The 18,149-nt window shown below is 35.7% G+C and carries 16 protein-coding genes and 2 tRNA genes; 14 read left to right on the forward strand and 4 right to left on the reverse strand.

From position 1 onward, the window contains the following. Window positions 1–166: 166 nt before the first annotated feature. The 4 genes from BTU61_RS03455 to BTU61_RS03470 all read left to right on the forward strand — a co-directional run bounded on the left by BTU61_RS03455 (window position 167) and on the right by BTU61_RS03470 (window position 2,466). Window positions 167–1,507: a sensor histidine kinase gene (locus tag BTU61_RS03455; protein WP_200772346.1), complete on the forward strand. Its 1,341-nt coding sequence runs from the start codon at window positions 167–169 to the stop codon at window positions 1,505–1,507. Continuing rightward, complete coding sequence (locus BTU61_RS03460) at window positions 1,504–2,262, forward strand: response regulator transcription factor (RefSeq protein WP_187538542.1); 759 nt, start codon at window positions 1,504–1,506, stop codon at window positions 2,260–2,262. Before BTU61_RS03455 ends, BTU61_RS03460 begins: the two co-directional genes overlap by 4 nt. A 50-nt stretch (window positions 2,263–2,312) precedes the next feature. After that, a tRNA-Glu gene (locus BTU61_RS03465) sits at window positions 2,313–2,384 on the forward strand. An 8-nt stretch (window positions 2,385–2,392) separates the two neighbouring features. Further along, a tRNA-Asn gene (locus BTU61_RS03470) sits at window positions 2,393–2,466 on the forward strand. 55 nt (window positions 2,467–2,521) lie between these two features. On the opposite strand, the gene BTU61_RS03475 is transcribed toward BTU61_RS03470, so the two are convergent. Further along, window positions 2,522–5,134: a YfhO family protein gene (locus BTU61_RS03475; protein WP_200772347.1), complete on the reverse strand. Its 2,613-nt coding sequence runs from the start codon at window positions 5,132–5,134 to the stop codon at window positions 2,522–2,524. Window positions 5,135–5,189: 55 nt separating this feature from the next. After that, window positions 5,190–6,809 carry an ATP-binding cassette domain-containing protein gene (locus BTU61_RS03480; protein ID WP_200772348.1) on the reverse strand — a complete coding sequence of 540 codons (1,620 nt, stop codon included), beginning with the start codon at window positions 6,807–6,809 and terminating at the stop codon, window positions 5,190–5,192. Between the two features lie 207 nt (window positions 6,810–7,016). Here BTU61_RS03480 and trpS point away from each other — a divergent pair, with 207 nt between their 5' ends. Continuing rightward, on the forward strand, window positions 7,017–8,045 hold the full coding sequence (gene trpS / locus BTU61_RS03485; RefSeq protein WP_200772349.1) for a tryptophan--tRNA ligase: 1,029 nt from the start codon (window positions 7,017–7,019) through the stop codon (window positions 8,043–8,045). A 144-nt stretch (window positions 8,046–8,189) separates the two neighbouring features. Then, window positions 8,190–9,671 carry an IMP dehydrogenase gene (gene guaB, locus BTU61_RS03490; protein ID WP_187538533.1) on the forward strand — a complete coding sequence of 494 codons (1,482 nt, stop codon included), beginning with the start codon at window positions 8,190–8,192 and terminating at the stop codon, window positions 9,669–9,671. A gap of 45 nt (window positions 9,672–9,716) precedes the next feature. Here the strand turns inward: guaB and recF are convergent, their stop codons facing one another. Both recF and yaaA read right to left on the reverse strand, forming a co-directional pair. Continuing rightward, window positions 9,717–10,811 carry a DNA replication/repair protein RecF gene (gene recF, locus BTU61_RS03495; RefSeq protein WP_200772350.1) on the reverse strand — a complete coding sequence of 365 codons (1,095 nt, stop codon included), beginning with the start codon at window positions 10,809–10,811 and terminating at the stop codon, window positions 9,717–9,719. Next, window positions 10,811–11,179 (reverse strand): S4 domain-containing protein YaaA, encoded by a 369-nt coding sequence (yaaA, locus tag BTU61_RS03500; protein ID WP_200772351.1) that lies wholly within the window; start codon window positions 11,177–11,179, stop codon window positions 10,811–10,813. The genes recF and yaaA overlap by 1 nt, the downstream gene beginning before the upstream one ends. 155 nt (window positions 11,180–11,334) lie before the next feature. Here yaaA and yfmF point away from each other — a divergent pair, with 155 nt between their 5' ends. The 8 genes from yfmF (at window position 11,335) to BTU61_RS03540 (ending at window position 18,104) form a co-directional block, all read left to right on the forward strand. Beyond that, window positions 11,335–12,582 carry an EF-P 5-aminopentanol modification-associated protein YfmF gene (yfmF, locus tag BTU61_RS03505; protein WP_200772432.1) on the forward strand — a complete coding sequence of 416 codons (1,248 nt, stop codon included), beginning with the start codon at window positions 11,335–11,337 and terminating at the stop codon, window positions 12,580–12,582. 8 nt (window positions 12,583–12,590) lie between these two features. Next, window positions 12,591–13,865 (forward strand): EF-P 5-aminopentanol modification-associated protein YfmH, encoded by a 1,275-nt coding sequence (gene yfmH, locus BTU61_RS03510; protein ID WP_200772352.1) that lies wholly within the window; start codon window positions 12,591–12,593, stop codon window positions 13,863–13,865. Between the two features lie 26 nt (window positions 13,866–13,891). Continuing rightward, window positions 13,892–14,299 (forward strand): helix-turn-helix domain-containing protein, encoded by a 408-nt coding sequence (locus BTU61_RS03515; protein WP_200772353.1) that lies wholly within the window; start codon window positions 13,892–13,894, stop codon window positions 14,297–14,299. A gap of 30 nt (window positions 14,300–14,329) precedes the next feature. Then, window positions 14,330–14,869 (forward strand): CDP-diacylglycerol--glycerol-3-phosphate 3-phosphatidyltransferase, encoded by a 540-nt coding sequence (gene pgsA / locus BTU61_RS03520; protein WP_200772354.1) that lies wholly within the window; start codon window positions 14,330–14,332, stop codon window positions 14,867–14,869. After that, window positions 14,870–15,694, forward strand: a complete 825-nt coding sequence (locus BTU61_RS03525; RefSeq protein WP_200772355.1) for an energy-coupling factor ABC transporter ATP-binding protein — start codon at window positions 14,870–14,872, stop codon at window positions 15,692–15,694. Continuing rightward, on the forward strand, window positions 15,679–16,521 hold the full coding sequence (locus BTU61_RS03530) for an energy-coupling factor transporter ATPase (protein WP_200772356.1): 843 nt from the start codon (window positions 15,679–15,681) through the stop codon (window positions 16,519–16,521). Before BTU61_RS03525 ends, BTU61_RS03530 begins: the two co-directional genes overlap by 16 nt. Then, complete coding sequence (locus BTU61_RS03535) at window positions 16,514–17,311, forward strand: energy-coupling factor transporter transmembrane component T family protein (protein ID WP_187538515.1); 798 nt, start codon at window positions 16,514–16,516, stop codon at window positions 17,309–17,311. Before BTU61_RS03530 ends, BTU61_RS03535 begins: the two co-directional genes overlap by 8 nt. A 157-nt stretch (window positions 17,312–17,468) precedes the next feature. Beyond that, entirely contained in the window at window positions 17,469–18,104 is a 636-nt protein-coding gene (locus tag BTU61_RS03540; RefSeq protein WP_187538513.1) for a LysM peptidoglycan-binding domain-containing protein, read from the forward strand. Window positions 18,105–18,149: the final 45 nt, after the last annotated feature.

The following is an 18,149-nucleotide window of genomic DNA, read 5'->3' on the forward strand; positions in this document are numbered from 1 at the left end:
CAAAAAAGTTTCAAACATGTAACAAGTTGTTTAAAAATATTACATTTTACTAGATTCCCTTTAATTTTACGATAGTTTATATTATAATTTTTTGTATATAATATTTTATTTTATTGATAATAATACTAAAGTATAATAAAATAGAAAACAGAGTGGGAGAGAATGTGTGTTTCAGTCTTTAGTCTTGTCTTTTCTTTTAGGAGGGGTTATTGTTCTGACCTTTGCATTGGTAGATGAAAAAATCTATCAGGAGCATCGGTTTATATTTATCTTTCTGCTTAGTACCTTTGTTCTTCTTTTTGAGAGTCTTCTCGTATTTTTAGATGTCACTTTATTTTCAGGTATTCGATTATCAGATTTAAATATGCTACTGTGGCCTGTTTATCTCTATCCTTATTATCATTATGCCAATCGAAATAATCGCTTATGTTCTATTTTCTACTCTTTTTTTACTTATTTAGCAGTTGAAGGAACAGCTACTTTTTTGACCATTATCGTTTCTTCAGTTTTAGGAGATGCTGTTGTAGAAGCTTACTCAATTATCTACAATATGTTTATTCGTTTGGTTTCTTTAGGAATCATTTTGAAGCTAATTGACTTATTTGAATTTGATTTCACCCCTTTTTACGAAGAAGCATTTGAAAAGTATTTAAAATTATTGATTTCTGTCTATTTTGCTATATTTGTGGTAATCAATTTTGCCTTATGGATTAGTGAACAAGCACAATATAAAAATTTTGGGAGTATGTTAGCGACGATTTGTTTTTTCTCATTTGTAGTCAGTTTGTTTCATATGAAGATTGAGAGAGATCAATATCGTAAAAATTTAGAACTGGAATACAAAGAATTTTCCGAGCAACAAATGAGTCGTTATATGGCTGAAATTCAAAGTCTTTATTCTACTGTCAGAGGGGTTCGTCATGATTTAGGGAACATAGTGATTTCTATGTCACTAGCTATTCAAGAAGGAAATATTCCAGAAATTCAAAGAATTTATAGAGAAGTATTAGAAAAAAGTTATAGAGAGATCAATACCGAAAAATTATCAGGCTTTAACTTGGTGAATATAAAAGATTCTGCCTTGCGAAGTATTCTAATTCGGGGTTGGTTAGATGCCAGAGATGCTGGTGTAGAAATGACTTTTGAAACGAGTGAATCCATTGAGCAACTACCAGTTGACTTATTAGATATTGTCAGAATTGTTGGCATTCTAGTAACGAATGCTTTAGAAGCTTCAAAAGAAGCGGAGGAAAAGAAGGTTCGTATTGCTATTTTTTCTATTTCAAAAATGGTTTATTTGGTGATTCATAATACAACGAATGAAATAACTTTTGATGTCAGAAAAATATATGAGGAGGGGTATTCAACAAAGGGAGAAAATAGAGGATTAGGCTTAGATAATGTGAGGAAAATATTAGCCAACTATGGAAATATGTTTTTGGAAACAGAATTGCAAGGTAATTGGTTTTTACAAGTATTGAAGATTGGAGGGTATGAAAAAGAATGAAGATTTTTTTACTAGAAGATGAACTACAACAACAGCTACGTGTTGAAAAACATATTGCAACAATTGCTAACGAATTGGATTTAACGATTGAAATGATTTCTACAGGTAAGCTATCTGAGTTTGAAGAATATATACAACATTCTGATCTCCACCAATTATATTTTTTAGATATTCATATTCAAGACAATGAGTATTGTGGGCTCGAAATTGCTCAAAAAATACGGGAAGCAAATCCTTATGCAATTATTGTATTCATTACTACAAAATCTGAATTTGCCTCTATTACTTACCGTTACAAAGTATCTGCTTTGGACTTTATTGATAAAAATTTGAATGAAGATTTATTTAAATCTAAGTTACAAGGTTGTATTGAATATTTGACAACCATCCAGATTAAAAATGATGACTTGACGGATTATTTTGAGTATGACTTTAGGGATAAAAAAATTAAAATTCCGTTCAAAGATATTCTTTATATTGAGACGATTGGAACTGCTTATAAATTGAATTTAGTTGGAAAAAATTTTCAAAAAGAAATTGCGGGAAGCTTATCCGATGTTTTAAATAAGGATGAAGAAGATAGATATTTTAGCCCTCATCAATCTTTTATTGTAAATAGAAGTATGATTATTGGAATGGATAAGAAAAATAAGCAACTTCTCTTAAAAGAAGGATATTCTTGCCCTATTTCAAGAAGCAATATCAAGCGCGTTAAAAAATTAATTGAAGAGCAAAATTTAGAATATAATGCTTGACAAAGTGCTAATTTCTGATATAATGGGATATGTTCTGTTAATGAATATATGGTCCGTTGGTCAAGGGGTTAAGACACCGCCTTTTCACGGCGGTAACACGGGTTCGAATCCCGTACGGACTATATCTCATTCCGCCATAGCTCAGTTGGTAGTAGCGCATGACTGTTAATCATGATGTCGTAGGTTCGAGTCCTACTGGCGGAGCTAACACGACACCCATTTGGGTGTTTTTTTGTTTCTAAAAAAACTAGGATAACCATCATCCTAGCTTTTTATTTGTTACTGAATGGAGTGAATAGTTTTCAACTTTTTTCTCTTTATGATTTTGTCTCCATTCGTAAAGAAAGAAGAGAACAATTCCAGTGAAAAAGGCAGTAAGTCCTTCAATGAAGCCTTGGGGAACAAATGTTAAGGTGACTGTTCCGGTTCCTTTTGAAACATCCACTCCCATCAATCCTTTCTGGATGCGATGAATTTGAATAGGTTTTCCATTTTGCTTAGCTGACCAACCTTTATCATATGGAAGTGAGAAAATAAGGGTCGTATCTCTATTTGCATTATAAGCTGCCACTACTTTATTTTTCTTTTTGTGAATAGCAGCTTCTTGCTGACGAATAGTGGTGATAGCTTGCGTATATTTGTCAAGATCCAGCGCAAAAAATTCTGGTGTACGAAAAGAAACGGTTGAATTTTCTGGAAAACTCATACGAATAGTGATCGTTTTTTCTGCATCAAAATGTCCAATTGAAAAGAATGGAAAGGCATTATCAATAGTATAACGCTGGGTCTGCCCATTATACGTGATTTCAATGTCTTTTTGATCATCATTTGAAAATTCTAGATTTGGAACATTAACATAGAGTTGGCTATGGGCAGGAATTGTTACTTCATATTCAATGCTTGCATAAGATAAGTGACTATCTTTCTCTATTTTTGCAGTTTGCATGGAAGATGTGGAGTTTTCTGAGTGATTTGAAAGAAATTTTAATTTTTTATAAAATTTAAATTTTTTACCTGTGAGTTGATGGATCAATTGTGTTTGGTTATCGAGTGTCAGATTTGTAAAGGATGTATTCTTATAAGGCTTAGCTGATAAGAATGCAATTGGCAAAGCGTATTCATTTTCTGAGAGTGAGATTCCATTTTTAGAGGCAATCTCTTTAAATCCAAATTTTTGAACAGGTTGTTGGCTTAAATTATAGCGAACACCAAATAGGCTATCCATTAGAATGGAATTATTTTGGTATCGAAGGTTGAGGTTGGTTCCTTCAGATTTAAATCCAAGTTTATCCAATATTGAACTAGCATCTGTATTTCGAACAGATGAAAATTGAGAAATGCCATTATAACCATACTTCATACTATCATTGCCAGTTTGTGGATGTAGAATTTCAGTCCGATAGTTTGAGTCTGTGTTTCCACTTACCAAGGTTTGAATAGATTTTAAGTCGCGTTCGTAGGATGATCGAGAAGCAAATACCCATTCTTTTGCAATTCCTTCAATCTGATAATAACTATTTACAGATAGTTCAAATAGAGAAAGGAAAAGAATGGAAAAGTAGAATAATCTTGGGGGTATTTTTTTAAAAATAAAGGCAAGAGAGAGTAAAAAGAAAACCAGTAAAAATTCAAAAGTAACAACGAAATTGATAGAATCTAAAAATTTATAGTGATGACTGAAAAAAAGTGTTCCTCCAAATCCTAAGAAGAGTATGAAGCTAGCAATACTAAAGCGACCCCAAGTGATCTCCTCGATTCGATTTAGAACTTCTCCTGCCATTAGAATAATCGTCAAAGAAAAAATCCAGGCGTATCGATGGAGAAACATATTTGGCGCGTGCATACCTTGCCAAAGAAGGTCTAATAGTTGTAAACGGAAACTGAAAATGAGAATTGTTAGAAGTAAAAAATAGCAGAGTTTCACGTGAAACTTGATTGATTTTACAAAGAAAAAAGTGATCGCTAGTAACAATGGAAACAATCCTACATAGATCATCGGAATAGATCCATATTTAGTCGTATCAAAACTACCTACGAAATTTTTGGCAAATACGTCGAGATACCAGCTTTTTTCTGTAAAGATACTGTCAACCTTTGAAAAACTTTCTCCATGAGTACGTAAATCTAAGAAGGTAGGATATAACATTACTAGACTTGTTATAACCGATAGAAGAGATACAATCACAAAATGGAAAAAACGCTTTCCAATTTCTTTGATATTCCATGACAGTTGTGTCAAGTACCATAATATGAGAAAAGTGGACATCATAAATCCAAAATAATAATTTTGGATAAACAAACAGGTTAAACTGATAAAGTAGAGAATCTCTCCCTCATTGTAAATTAGTTTCTTGAACCCATAAACAATTAGTGGTGCTAGAATAAATACGTCTAACCAAGTTTTAATTTCAATTTGGCTGATGGCAAAACTCATCAGAGCAAATGATGTTGAAAGGGTAAGAACCAGGGTTCTAGGGATTTTAGAAAACATCCCGTGTATACTGATGTATGTACTAAGACCAATTGCTCCAAATTTCAAAAGTGTGATGAGGTAAACAGCATCCGGCATGGATTGTGCATTAAAGAAGTAGACAAGAGGGGAAAAGAAACTTCCTAGATAATAGCTACTGAGTGCATAGAAATTAAGGCCTAATCCACTTTGAAAACTGTAAAATAGGCTATCTGTTCCATGTAAAATATTTCGAAGTGTGGTATCAAAAATGACATACTGATGATAACCATCTCCTAATAATGGGGATGTCTCACTGTTCCAGTAAATTCCTTGTGAGAGGTAAATAAAGAACATTATGATCACTGGAATCAGAAAGGAAGATATCAAAAAAAGGGATGTTTTTAGCTTTGTTTTGTTCATATATTTCTACTGAAAGAGCCTGAAATACGGATTTCAGGACTCTTAATTTTCATGATTAATTCCAAAGTTCTTTCACTTTTGCTTGAACTTCTTCATTTTCAAGAAACTCATCATAGGTTTCATCAATGCGATCGATCACGCCGTTTTTTGAAAGAACGATAATATGGTTGGCGAGTGTTTGAATGAATTCGTGGTCATGGCTGGCAAAAATAATCGATTCTTTAAAATTCTTCAATCCGTCATTCAAACTTGAAATAGACTCCAAATCCAAGTGATTGGTTGGATCATCCAGTACAAGGACGTTTGACTTTAGGAGCATCAATTTAGATAATATGACACGAACTTTTTCTCCACCTGACAAGACGTTGACAGACTTGTTAACTTCGTCACCAGAAAAGAGCATGCGTCCTAAGAAACCACGAAGGAAAGTATTGTCATCTTCTTCTTTACTTGCAAATTGACGAAGCCAATCAAGAATAGTTTCTCCACCTGCAAAATCTCGGCTGTTGTCTTTTGGTAGATAAGATCGACTAGTTGTAACTCCCCACTTGACAGTTCCTTCATACTCAATATCATCCATCAATGCACGGATCAAAGCGGTTGTTTGAATATCGTTTTGTCCGATAAGAGCGGTTTTATCACCAGGACGTAAGATAAAGCTGATATTGTCAAGGATGGTTTCTCCATCGATCTTGACAGAAAGATTTTCTACTGTCAAGAGATCGTTACCGATTTCTCGTTCAGCCTTAAAGTTGATAAATGGGTACTTTCGGCTAGATGGAACAATTTCTTCTAACTCAATCTTGTCAAGCATTTTTTTACGGGATGTTGCTTGTTTTGATTTTGAAGCGTTGGCTGAGAATCGAGCGACAAACTCTTGCAATTGTTTAATTTTTTCTTCAGCTTTTGCGTTTCTATCTGCTTGTAATTTTGCTGCAAGTTCAGAAGATTCTTTCCAGAAATCATAGTTTCCGACGTAAAGTTTAATTTTCCCAAAGTCGAGATCTGCCATATGGGTGCAGACTTTGTTCAAAAAGTGGCGGTCATGGGATACAACGATAACCGTATTTTCAAAATCAATTAGAAAATCTTCTAACCAGGTAATGGATTGAATATCGAGACCGTTGGTTGGTTCGTCTAAAAGAAGGACATCTGGTTTACCAAAAAGTGCTTTAGCTAGGAGAACTTTCACTTTATCCCCGTTAGCTAACTCGCTCATGGTTTGATAATGAAGGTCTTCTGAAATATTTAGATTTTGAAGCAATTGAGATGCTTCACTTTCTGCTTCCCATCCACCGAGTTCGGCAAATTCACCTTCAAGTTCAGCTGCACGGACGCCGTCTTCATCAGAAAAATCTTCTTTCATGTAGATAGCATCTTTCTCTTTCATAATGTTGTAGAGCTTTTCATTTCCCATAATGACAACATCGATGACCCGTTCGTCTTCATAGTCAAAGTGATTTTGACGCAAAACGGACAAACGTTCATCAGGACCGAGAGAAATATGACCTGTTGTTGGTTCAATATCTCCAGCTAAAATTTTTAAAAAGGTTGATTTTCCAGCACCGTTGGCACCGATAAGACCATATGTATTTCCCTCTGTAAAGTTAATATTGACATCGTCAAACAATTTTCGATCACTAAAACGTAGTGAGACGTCTGATACTGTAAGCAATGATATTCTCCTCTTTCTATAATGTCTTCATTTTACTAGAAAATAGGGGAAAAATCAATCTTTTATAGTGTCAATCTTATCTTTACAAAGATGTAAAATGAGTTTACACATTTGTAAAGATAAGATTGATAAAAGACAGATAGGATAGACTAACATTTTTAACTAGAAAGTGCTATAATGGAAGGGATAACGATTAAGGAGAAGAGTATGACGAAACCCATTATTTTGACAGGAGATAGACCAACAGGGAAACTTCACATTGGCCACTATGTTGGCTCTTTAAAAAATCGCGTTTTGCTACAAAATAAAGACGAGTATAATATGTTTGTTTTCTTAGCAGACCAGCAAGCTTTGACAGATCATGCAAAAGATCCAAAAACCATAGTAGAATCTATTGGCAATGTCGCTTTGGACTATCTTGCTGCTGGCCTAGATCCTGAAAAGGTTACGATTTTCATTCAAAGTCAGATTTCTGAATTAGCAGAATTGACCATGTATTACATGAATCTTGTATCTTTGGCGCGACTTGAAAGAAATCCAACTGTAAAGACTGAAATCTCTCAAAAAGGTTTTGGTGAAAGTATTCCTACAGGATTTTTGGTATACCCTATTTCGCAAGCAGCCGATATTACTGCTTTTAAAGCCAACTTTGTTCCAGTAGGAAATGACCAAAAGCCAATGATTGAGCAGACCCGTGAGATTGTACGTTCCTTTAATCATGCATACAATACAGATACTTTGGTGGAACCTGAAGGAATTTATCCCGAAAATGAAGCAGCAGGACGCTTACCTGGTTTAGATGGAAATGCTAAAATGTCTAAATCCTTAAATAACGGTATCTACCTAGCTGATGATGCGGATACCTTGAAGAAAAAAGTGATGAGCATGTATACCGATCCGGATCACATCAAAGTTGAGGATCCAGGAAAGATCGAAGGGAACATGGTATTTCATTATTTGGATGTATTTGGTCGTCCGGAAGATGCAGATGAAATTGCAGAAATGAAAGAACACTATCAACGTGGAGGCCTTGGTGATGTAAAGACCAAACGATATCTTTTAGAAATTTTAGATCGTGAGTTAAGACCAATTCGAGAAAGACGCCTTGAGTTTGCAAAGGATATGGGGGAAGTATACTCCATTCTTGAAAAAGGTTGTGAGCGGGCTCGCAGTGTTGCAGCACAAACATTGGATGATGTAAAATCTGCGATGGGAATAACCTATTTCAAAAATTAAGGATTTATAAATTGGATAGAGACAATTTTCCTTTATTCCTTTATAATTTACCAACAAATGATTGACAAATTGCGATAGAATGGTATGATATTAACAATAAAAATTCGAGCCTTGCTCAAATAAAAAGAAAAGAGGATCCAGCGGATGTCTAATTGGGACACAAAGTTTTTAAAAAAAGGGTTTACATTTGATGACGTGCTTTTGATTCCGGCAGAAAGTCACGTATTGCCTAATGATGCAGATTTAAGTACACAATTAGCAAGTAATTTGCACTTAAACATCCCAATCATTACTGCTGCAATGGATACAGTGACTGAAAGCCAAATGGCAATTGCTATGGCGCGTGCTGGTGGACTTGGTGTGATCCATAAAAATATGTCAATTGAGCAACAGGCAGATGAAGTAAGAAAAGTAAAACGTTCTGAAAATGGAGTTATTATTGATCCATTCTATTTGACTCCATCTCATACAATTGCGGAAGCAAATGAGTTGATGGGACGATACCGGATCAGTGGCGTTCCTGTTGTTGAAACACTTGAAAATCGTAAATTAATTGGTATTCTCACGAATCGTGACTTACGCTTTATTTCTGATTATAATCAACCTATTTCAAATCATATGACAAGTGAAAATTTGGTGACTGCACCAGTCGGAACTGATTTGGAAACAGCTGAACGCATTTTACAAGAACATCGTATTGAAAAATTACCATTGGTAGATGAAGAGGGTCGTCTTTCTGGCTTGATTACGATCAAGGATATTGAGAAAGTGATTGAGTTTCCAAATGCGGCTAAAGATGAATTTGGACGTTTGCTTGTGGCTGGAGCTGTGGGAGTTACTTCTGATACCTTTGAACGTGCAGAAGCCCTTTTTGAAGCTGGTGCAGATGCTATTGTCATCGATACTGCTCATGGACATTCTGCAGGTGTTCTTCGTAAGATTGCAGAAATTCGTGCTCACTTCCCAGATCGTACCTTAATTGCAGGAAATATTGCGACAGCTGAAGGTGCGCGTGCCTTGTTTGATGCAGGGGTAGACGTTGTTAAAGTCGGAATTGGACCAGGTTCTATCTGTACAACCCGTGTTGTTGCAGGTGTTGGTGTTCCTCAAGTTACGGCTATCTATGATGCAGCTGCTGTAGCTCGTGAATACGGTAAAACAATCATTGCTGATGGTGGTATCAAGTATTCAGGAGATATTGTCAAAGCTCTTGCGGCTGGTGGAAATGCGGTTATGCTCGGGTCCATGCTTGCGGGTACAGATGAAGCACCAGGTGAAACAGAAATCTTCCAAGGTCGTAAATTTAAAACCTATCGTGGTATGGGATCGATTGCAGCCATGAAGAAAGGGTCTAGTGATCGTTATTTCCAAGGATCTGTCAATGAAGCTAATAAATTGGTTCCTGAAGGAATTGAAGGACGTGTTGCTTATAAAGGTTCCGTAGCAGATATGGTCTTCCAAATGATCGGTGGTATCCGTTCAGGCATGGGCTATGTTGGTGCGGCAACCATTCAAGATTTACATGATAATGCTCAATTTGTTGAAATGAGTGGTGCAGGATTGAAAGAAAGTCACCCTCACGACGTTCAAATTACAAATGAAGCTCCAAACTATTCGGCACAATAAGTTTACTAACTTGTAAATAAAATTAACAGCACCTTGACAATTTTGTCAAGGTGCTGTTTTAATATGACCTGATTGAATGGAGAAAATTTTTAATTCCTTAGGCAAATCTTTTAAATGATCTAGGGTAGTTGTTGTTATAAATGTTTGAATACTGTTTGATATTGTTTCTAGCAACTGAAGTTGACGATCGTTGTCAAGTTCACTCATAACATCGTCAAGTAGTAAAATCGGTTTTTCTCTTGTCAGTTCTTCCATCAATTCGATTTCTGCTAATTTTAGAGAAAGAACAACACTTCGATGCTGGCCTTGACTACCAAAGTTCGCATTCATATCATTGATAAAAAACACCAAATCGTCTCTATGAGGTCCAATACTCGTTGTTTTTCTATAAATATCTTTTTGACGATTTTTTTCTAAGAGAAAGAGAAACTGCTGTTCTAAATCATCCACTTCTTCAGAAAATATGGTGGATAGGTACTGAATCCGTAGATCTTCTTTACAATTAGATAGGCGAGCGTGTTTCTCTTTTGCTTTGGCTTCTAACTTTTGAAGAAAATCAAGTCGGTGATGAATCACCCGGCTTCCAAAACTTGCTAGCTGTGAATCTAAGACATCTAAGAAAGTTGCATCAATTGTTTCAGAATTTTTTAGATAACTATTTCTTTGTTTTAAAACATGATGGTATTGGGATAGGTCAGATAGGTATATGGGCTTCATCTGTCCCAATTCAATGTCCATAAATTTTCGTCGTCCAACAGGGGCGCCTTTGATCAATTGCAAATCTTCCGGCGCAAAAAGAACCACATTCATATGACCAATGTAGTCAGATAGTTTGGCCTGCTTTAAATGGTTTACTTTAGTTATTCTCCCTTTTGGGGTCAAGGAAATTTCTAAGGGAATTGGACCAGTTTCTCTTTGTAAAAGACCAGAAACTTTGAAATCGGAGGATTCAAAGTAGATGAGATCTTTATCATTTCGTGTACGATGACTTCTAGTCAAAGCTAGAAAATAAATGGATTCGAGGATATTGGTTTTTCCTTGTGCATTTTGTCCCAAGAAAATATTTAAACCAGGATGAAACTCAATTTCAAGTTCTTGATAATTCCTAAAATGTTGAATAGATAATTGTTTCAGCCACATTATGAGATACCAGGAAAGCGAATTGCTCGTTCTTTTTTATCATGTTTTATTGGTTGTTTCTTTTGTTTTTGATTCTGATTGAGTTGTTTGACGAGTTTTGCAACACGTTCCTTTTCTTCTTTCTCTTTGAGATGCTCGTTAACTTCTTCTGAAGTAGGTTGAAGGATGGCAATTGTTATGTTTAGTTCTGGAATGTCCACCTGATCGTTCATACGAAGTTTACGACCTCTTCGTTGTTCCAATTCATGGTTAACATAGACTTCTTTTTCTTGAAGGAATGCTTTAATGGCGCCACCACTTTGAATAATACCGAATTCTTTTAAGATAGCTTGTAATGTAATAAAGTCATCAAATAATTTATAATTCATAGTTCACCTCTTTGCGTGTTATTATACCATATTTTAAGTATATCTAGGGTAGAGAATGTGGTAAGATTTACAAACTATTTTCACAGTTTGAATTAGGATTTTAGTAGGATTTCGTGTTATAATGAAAGTTACTATTGAGTAGAACGAGGATGAAAATGGAATTAGTAAAGGGTGTGAATCTTCACTTTCTTCAATCAAAAAAATTTAAGACCAACAAAATTAAGGTCCGTTTTTCAGCACCATTAGATGAAAATACAGTAGCTGCAAGAGTTTTAGTAGCTTGTATGATGGAAACTGCGAACAAAAAATACCCAACCTCGCAGTTGTTTCGTGAAAAATTAGCAAGTTTGTATGGAGTAGAATTGTCAACTTCTGTATCAAAAAGAGGTCATGTTCATTATGTTGATCTGAATATTTCCTTTGTGCGCGACGCTTTTTTGAGCAAGAAAAATGTGTTAATTGATGAAATCTTAGATATTTTAGAAACAATTTTGTTTTCACCTTTGACAAATGAGGATCGCTTTGATAGTGAGACGTTTGAAGTGGAAAAGAAAAATACGATTTCGGATCTGGAGTCTGAAATTGAAGAGCCTTATTATTATGCTCACGGACAATTGAATCAACTTTTTTTTGAAGATGAAACAATTGGAATGTCAAGATTGGGTAAAGTTGAGTTAGTGAAACAAGAAACAGCTCAAAGTTCGCTTTCTTACTTTCACCAGATGCTAACTTCAGATACGATTGATTTCTTTTTCATTGGGGAATTTAATGAAGTTGCTATTGTTGATCGAGTAAACAAATTTGAATTTGAACCACGTGAGAAGCACTTATCTATTAACTATCAACAACCATTTTCAAATGTCGTTAGAGAAAAGTTAGAACAAAAACAACAGCAACAATCTATTTTAGAATTGGGGTATCATCTTTCAATCCAGTATGGAGATCCTCTTCATATCCCATTAGTTGTCTTAAATGGCTTGCTAGGAGCCTTCTCTCATTCGAGACTCTTTCAAACCATCCGCGAGAAAGAAGGACTCGCTTATACCATTTCTAGCCATTTTGATATTTTTACCGGTTTTATGAGGGTTTTTGCAGGCATTGATAAAGAATATCGGACCAAAGTCATGACCTTGATTATGAGGCAGTTTAACGATTTAAAACGAGGTAAGTTTACAGAATCGGAATTGCAGTTAACAAAAGAGATGTTGGTCAATACGACTTTATTGGCACAAGATCGTCAAAATACCTTGATTGAAAGGGCGTATTTGAAAACGACTTTAGAAACAAAATTACTCCCTCTAGAAGAATGGCTAAAAGCGATTGACAAAGTTACAAAAGAAGACATTATCAAAACGGCAAAAACAATTAATTTACAGTCTGTTTATTTCATGGAAGGAAAGTAGTGTAAAGATTGAAGATTAAAGAAAAATATTATGAAGCGGTGGGTGAAAGAGTTTGCTTTACAAAATTGTCAAACGGCTTGACAGTCCATTTAATTCCAAAAGAGGATTACTACGAAACCTACGGTATCATTACAGCAAAGTTTGGTTCAGTTGACACTCGTATTTTAGTAAATGGAGTTGAAAAAAAATACCCCGCAGGAATTGCGCATTTTCTGGAACATAAATTATTTGAAGATGAAAAAGGCCAGGATTTTCTAAAAAGATTCGTTCAATTAGGCTCCGAAAGCAATGCCTTTACAAGCTTTACAAAGACTAGTTATCTTTTTTCAACAACTTCAAAAGTAACAGAAAATATCCAGCTCTTATTAGAGATGGTTTCAAAAGCTTCTTTTACAGAGAAAACGATTAGCAAAGAGAGAGAAATCATCCAACAAGAGATAGGGATGTATCAGGATAGTCCAGATTATCAATTGTTTTTTGGAGCTTTGGAGCAGTTATATCCAGCTACCTCTTTAGCTGACGATATTGCTGGAACAAAAGAGTCAATTGCAAACATTACAACTGAGAATTTGCATGAGAACTTCGATCTGTTTTATCATCCGTCTCAAATGCACCTATTAGTGATTGGAAATTTTGATGTTGATTCTGTGTGTCAAGTTTTGAAAGACTATGAGAAGGAGACTCCTCGTCGGTCAATCAAATTGGAGCGAATCCCTGTAGAAAAAAATGAAGTGGTATTAAATCAATCTTCTAGAATGAATGTTGCCATTCCTAAGTTGGCCATCGCAATCCGAGGAAATGATCTTATTCAAAAAGAAGAAACGTTTCGTTATAAGTTGATGCTGAAATTGTTGTTCTCTATGATGTTTGGATGGACCTCGCAACGTTTTCAAAGTTTGTATGAAGCAGGAAAGATTGACAACTCCTTGACACTTGAGGTAGAAGTCGAAGAGCTATTTCATTTCGTTATATTGACAATGGATACCCAGGAACCGGTATCTGTGTCTCATCAATTTAGAAAATCTATTCGACAATTTGAAAAAGATCCAGATGTCAATCAAGAACATTTAGATACGATTAAAAGCGAAATGTTTGGTGATTTTTTACAAGGTCTAAATTCACTGGAGTACAGTGCTACTCAGTTCGAGTATTTTTCTGATGGTAGTACTTCATATGATCTTCCAAAGATTTTGCAAAGTATTAGTTTACAGGATATCATTAGATTAGGACATCAATTCATTGATCAGGCCGAAATGATTGACTATATGATTTTTTCAAAGTAGTAAACAATCAGTCAAGAAGGGAAAACATGAAGAAAAGAACAATTGGTCAAGTGTTACAACTGTCAAGAGTCAATTTACAAATTAGTTTACAAGACTTGGCACAGAAAACAGCCATTGAAATTCCTTATATAGAAGCATTAGAAAATGATGATTTTGATCTTTTACCTAGTCCATTTTACGCTCAGATCTATTTAAAAAAATTAGCATGGGCGCTAGGATTAGATGAAAAAATCTTGTTGACGGCTTTTCGTGAAGGAAAAGAGTTATTGTTTGACGAAGAAGTCCTTGTCAATGATGAAGACTTACATTCAAGGTTGCAAAGACAAAAGAAGTCATGGTTGCCAATTCTTTACTATGTACTTGCTAGTCTTGCTATAATTGGATTTGTGATTTATATCGTATATTTTTATGAGTTTACAATATCTGTAAAATAGATGTAAAGCTACTATATTTTTGGAGGAACTATGAAAAAAGAAAATATTCCCAATACACTAACCCTAATCCGTGTTGTAATGATTCCCATTTTTATTACAATTCTAAGTCTTAGTCATTCCTATATTGGACATGTTCTTGCAGCAGTTATTTTTGCGATTGCCAGTATTACAGATTACCTTGATGGATTTCTTGCTCGAAAATGGAAGGTTGTCAGTAATTTTGGAAAATTTGCAGATCCAATGGCTGATAAATTATTAGTTATGTCAGCCTTCATCATGATGATTGAATTAAAAATGGTTCCTGCTTGGATTGTTGCTGTTATCATTTGCCGTGAGTTGGCTGTTACTGGTTTGCGCCTTCTACTTGTAGAGACAGGTGGTACGGTGCTTGCTGCTGCAATGCCAGGAAAAATTAAGACTTTTAGTCAAATGTTTGCGATTATCTTTTTGCTTTGTCATTGGACGATTCCTGGAACAGTCTTACTGTATATTGCATTGATTTTTACAATCTATTCTGGTTACGACTACTTTAAAGGAAGTAGCTATCTCTTTAAAGACACATTTAAATAAATGAAACATATTATTGACTTGAAAAATGTATCTTTTCGATATGATACAACTGTAGATGAGTATCAAATTGACTCCGTTTCGTTTCACGTGAAACAAGGAGAATGGCTTTCAATTGTTGGGCACAATGGTAGTGGTAAATCCACGATTGTACGCTTAATTGATGGTTTACTAGAACCTGAGTCTGGCGAAATTGTCATCGATGGAATACCATTAACGCGTGAAACTGTTTGGGAAAACCGCAGTAAAATTGGGATTGTATTTCAAAATCCTGACAATCAATTTGTTGGTGCTACAGTGGAGGATGATGTCGCCTTTGGTTTAGAAAATCAAGGCATTCCACGTGAAGAAATGCTCCAGCGTGTAGAGAAAGCTGTTGAGCAAGTTGGCATGTCGGCATTTAAAGATCGAGAACCTTCACGTTTATCGGGTGGTCAAAAACAGCGAGTTGCAATCGCAGGTATCATTGCCTTAAGGCCTCAGATCATTATTTTAGATGAAGCAACTAGCATGTTGGACCCAGAAGGTAGAGAAGAGTTGATGAAAGTGGTGAGAACTCTCCAGAGCCAGTTCCAGCTAACAGTCATCTCGATTACCCATGATTTAGCTGAGATCGCCTTAAGTGATCGAACGCTTGTGTTTAAAAAAGGAAGATTAGAGTCTTCTATGACGCCAAGGGAATTGTTTTCAAGGGACGATCTAAATCAAATTGGATTAGACAAGCCTTTTAGTAAGCAACTCCAAGAAACCCTTAGTGAGATTTTTCCACTAAAACAGGATTATCTAACAGAAAGTGAGTTATTAGACCAACTATGGGAATTTCTTTAAAGAATGTCTATTATACTTATCAAGAGGGAAGCCCTTTTGAAGGGCAGGCACTTTCTGATATCAGTTTGGAAATAAAGGATGGGTCTTACACAGCCTTCGTAGGACATACTGGTAGTGGGAAGTCTACCTTATTGCAACTACTAAATGGATTACTTTGTCCGACTCAAGGAGAAATTCAATTTGACGATTTTGTTTTGGACCGAGAATCGGATCAAAAAAAGATGAAGCACTTGAGGAAAAAAGTGGGGTTGGTCTTTCAATTCCCAGAAAGTCAACTATTTGCAGAGACAGTTTTAGCTGATGTAGCCTTTGGACCACAAAATTTTGGCGTATCCAGAGAAAGAGCTGAGGAAATAGCTAAAGATAAATTAGCAGTTGTTGGGCTCAATGATGCGATCTATAACAAAAGTCCGTTTGAATTATCTGGTGGTCAGATGAGACGGGTTGCCATCGCTGGTATTCTAGCGATAGAACCTGAAATTTTGGTGTTAGATGAGCCAACAGCAGGGCTAGATCCAGTAGGTAGAAAGGAATTAATGGCACTATTTGAGACACTGCATAAAAATGGGATGACCATTGTGCTTGTAACCCATACAATGGATGATGTTGCTAATTTTGCAGATACAGTATATGTTTTGAAAGGTGGCAATCTTGTTTTAGAGGGTTCTCCTTCTAGTGTGTTTCAAGAGGTTGAGTATTTACAAAAGATTCAACTAGGAGTCCCAAAAATTACGAATTTTGCTCTTCAATTGCAACAAAAAGGCCTGAAATTTGAAAGACTACCAATCAAGATTGAGGAATTGAAGGAGATGTTGCTTCATGAATAATATGATTTTAGGCAGATATATTCCCGGAAATTCCATTATTCATCAATTGGACCCTCGTGGGAAGTTGCTTTCGATGTTTTTATTCATATTTCTCTTGTTTTGGGCAAATAACATTCAGACAAATGTCCTTCTTTTTGCATTTGTTTTTGGTTTAATGTATGTAACACGCATTTCGGTTGCTTTTTATGTCAAAGGTTTAAAGTCAATGATTTTTATCATTGCATTTACTACTTTATTTCAGCTATTTGCGACCTCTCAAGGAACAGTTTTGTATCATTGGTGGTTTTTTAGAGTGACAGATCAAGGCTTGATGCAGGCGGCGATTATCTTTTGTAGATTTCTCTTAATTATATTTTATTCGACAGTTTTAACGGTGACGACTACTCCATTAAGTTTAGCGGATGCTGTTGAAAAAATACTTACACCATTTAAAATCATTAAGGTTCCAGCGCATGAGATCGGTTTAATGTTATCAATGAGTTTGCGATTTGTACCGACTCTTGTAGACGATACTAACCGAATTATGAATGCCCAAAGGGCGCGTGGCGTTGATTTTGGAGAGGGAAATCTCTTGAAAAAAATTCGCTCCTTCATTCCTATCCTTATTCCTTTATTCGCCTCTAGTTTTAAACGTGCAGATGCACTTGCAATTGCCATGGAAGCGAGAGGATACAGAGGTGGTGAGGGACGAACCCGCTATCGAAACCTACAATGGAAGATAAAAGACACCCTTGCCATTGTTGTTATCTTGCTTCTGATGTTGCTAGTTTTTTGTCTAAAAAATGGATAGAAAGTCTGTGAATGGTGCAAAAATAACGAAAAACCGCTAAATAATGCTGTTTTTACATTAAATTCACATATTCCTGTAACATTTGTAACATATTTTATAATGAACTGTAACATTTAGTGTGTATCATAGAATTATATTCGAAAGGAGAATATAATTCATGATTAGTAAAAAACGTCAATGGACAGTTACTTCGTTACTTTCAGCAGCTTCACTTTTTATTTCTGGTATTGCTACGGTGAATGCTGAAACTTATCAAGTTAAGTCTGGAGATACACTATCAAAAATTGCATTAGAAAATAATACATCAGTTGAAAATATTATTGCTTCTAACAACCTTACCAATGAAGATTTGATCTATGCAGGACAAGTTATTGAATTGGGTGAGCGTTCTAAATCAATGGTTGATAAAGTTGCTCCGCAAGAACAAGCAAAACCTGCAGAAAACAAAGCAGCTCAGCCTACTCAAAATCAAGCAACTTATGCAGCAAATGCAAGCGTCACTTCTGCTCAGGCATCAAATGGAGGGATCGTCCTTTCAAACGGAAATACTGCTGGAGCTCAAGGATCATACGCAGCTGCGCGTATGGCTGAAATGACAGGTGTTCCCGCTTCTACTTGGGAAGCTATCATTGCACGTGAATCAAATGGTCAAGTAAATGCAGCAAACGCTTCTGGAGCAAGTGGTTTGTTCCAAACAATGCCAGGTTGGGGATCAACTGCAACAGTTGATGATCAAATTCAGGCAGCTTATAACGCATATAGCTCACAAGGCTTGTCAGCTTGGGGTTATTAAGAAAATGAGGCTGGGACGAAAGTTCCAGCCTCTTCTTGTTTTTGG

Origin of the sequence: Streptococcus lactarius, assembly GCF_016642265.1 — a bacterium.
GTDB classification, from domain to species: domain Bacteria; phylum Bacillota; class Bacilli; order Lactobacillales; family Streptococcaceae; genus Streptococcus; species Streptococcus lactarius.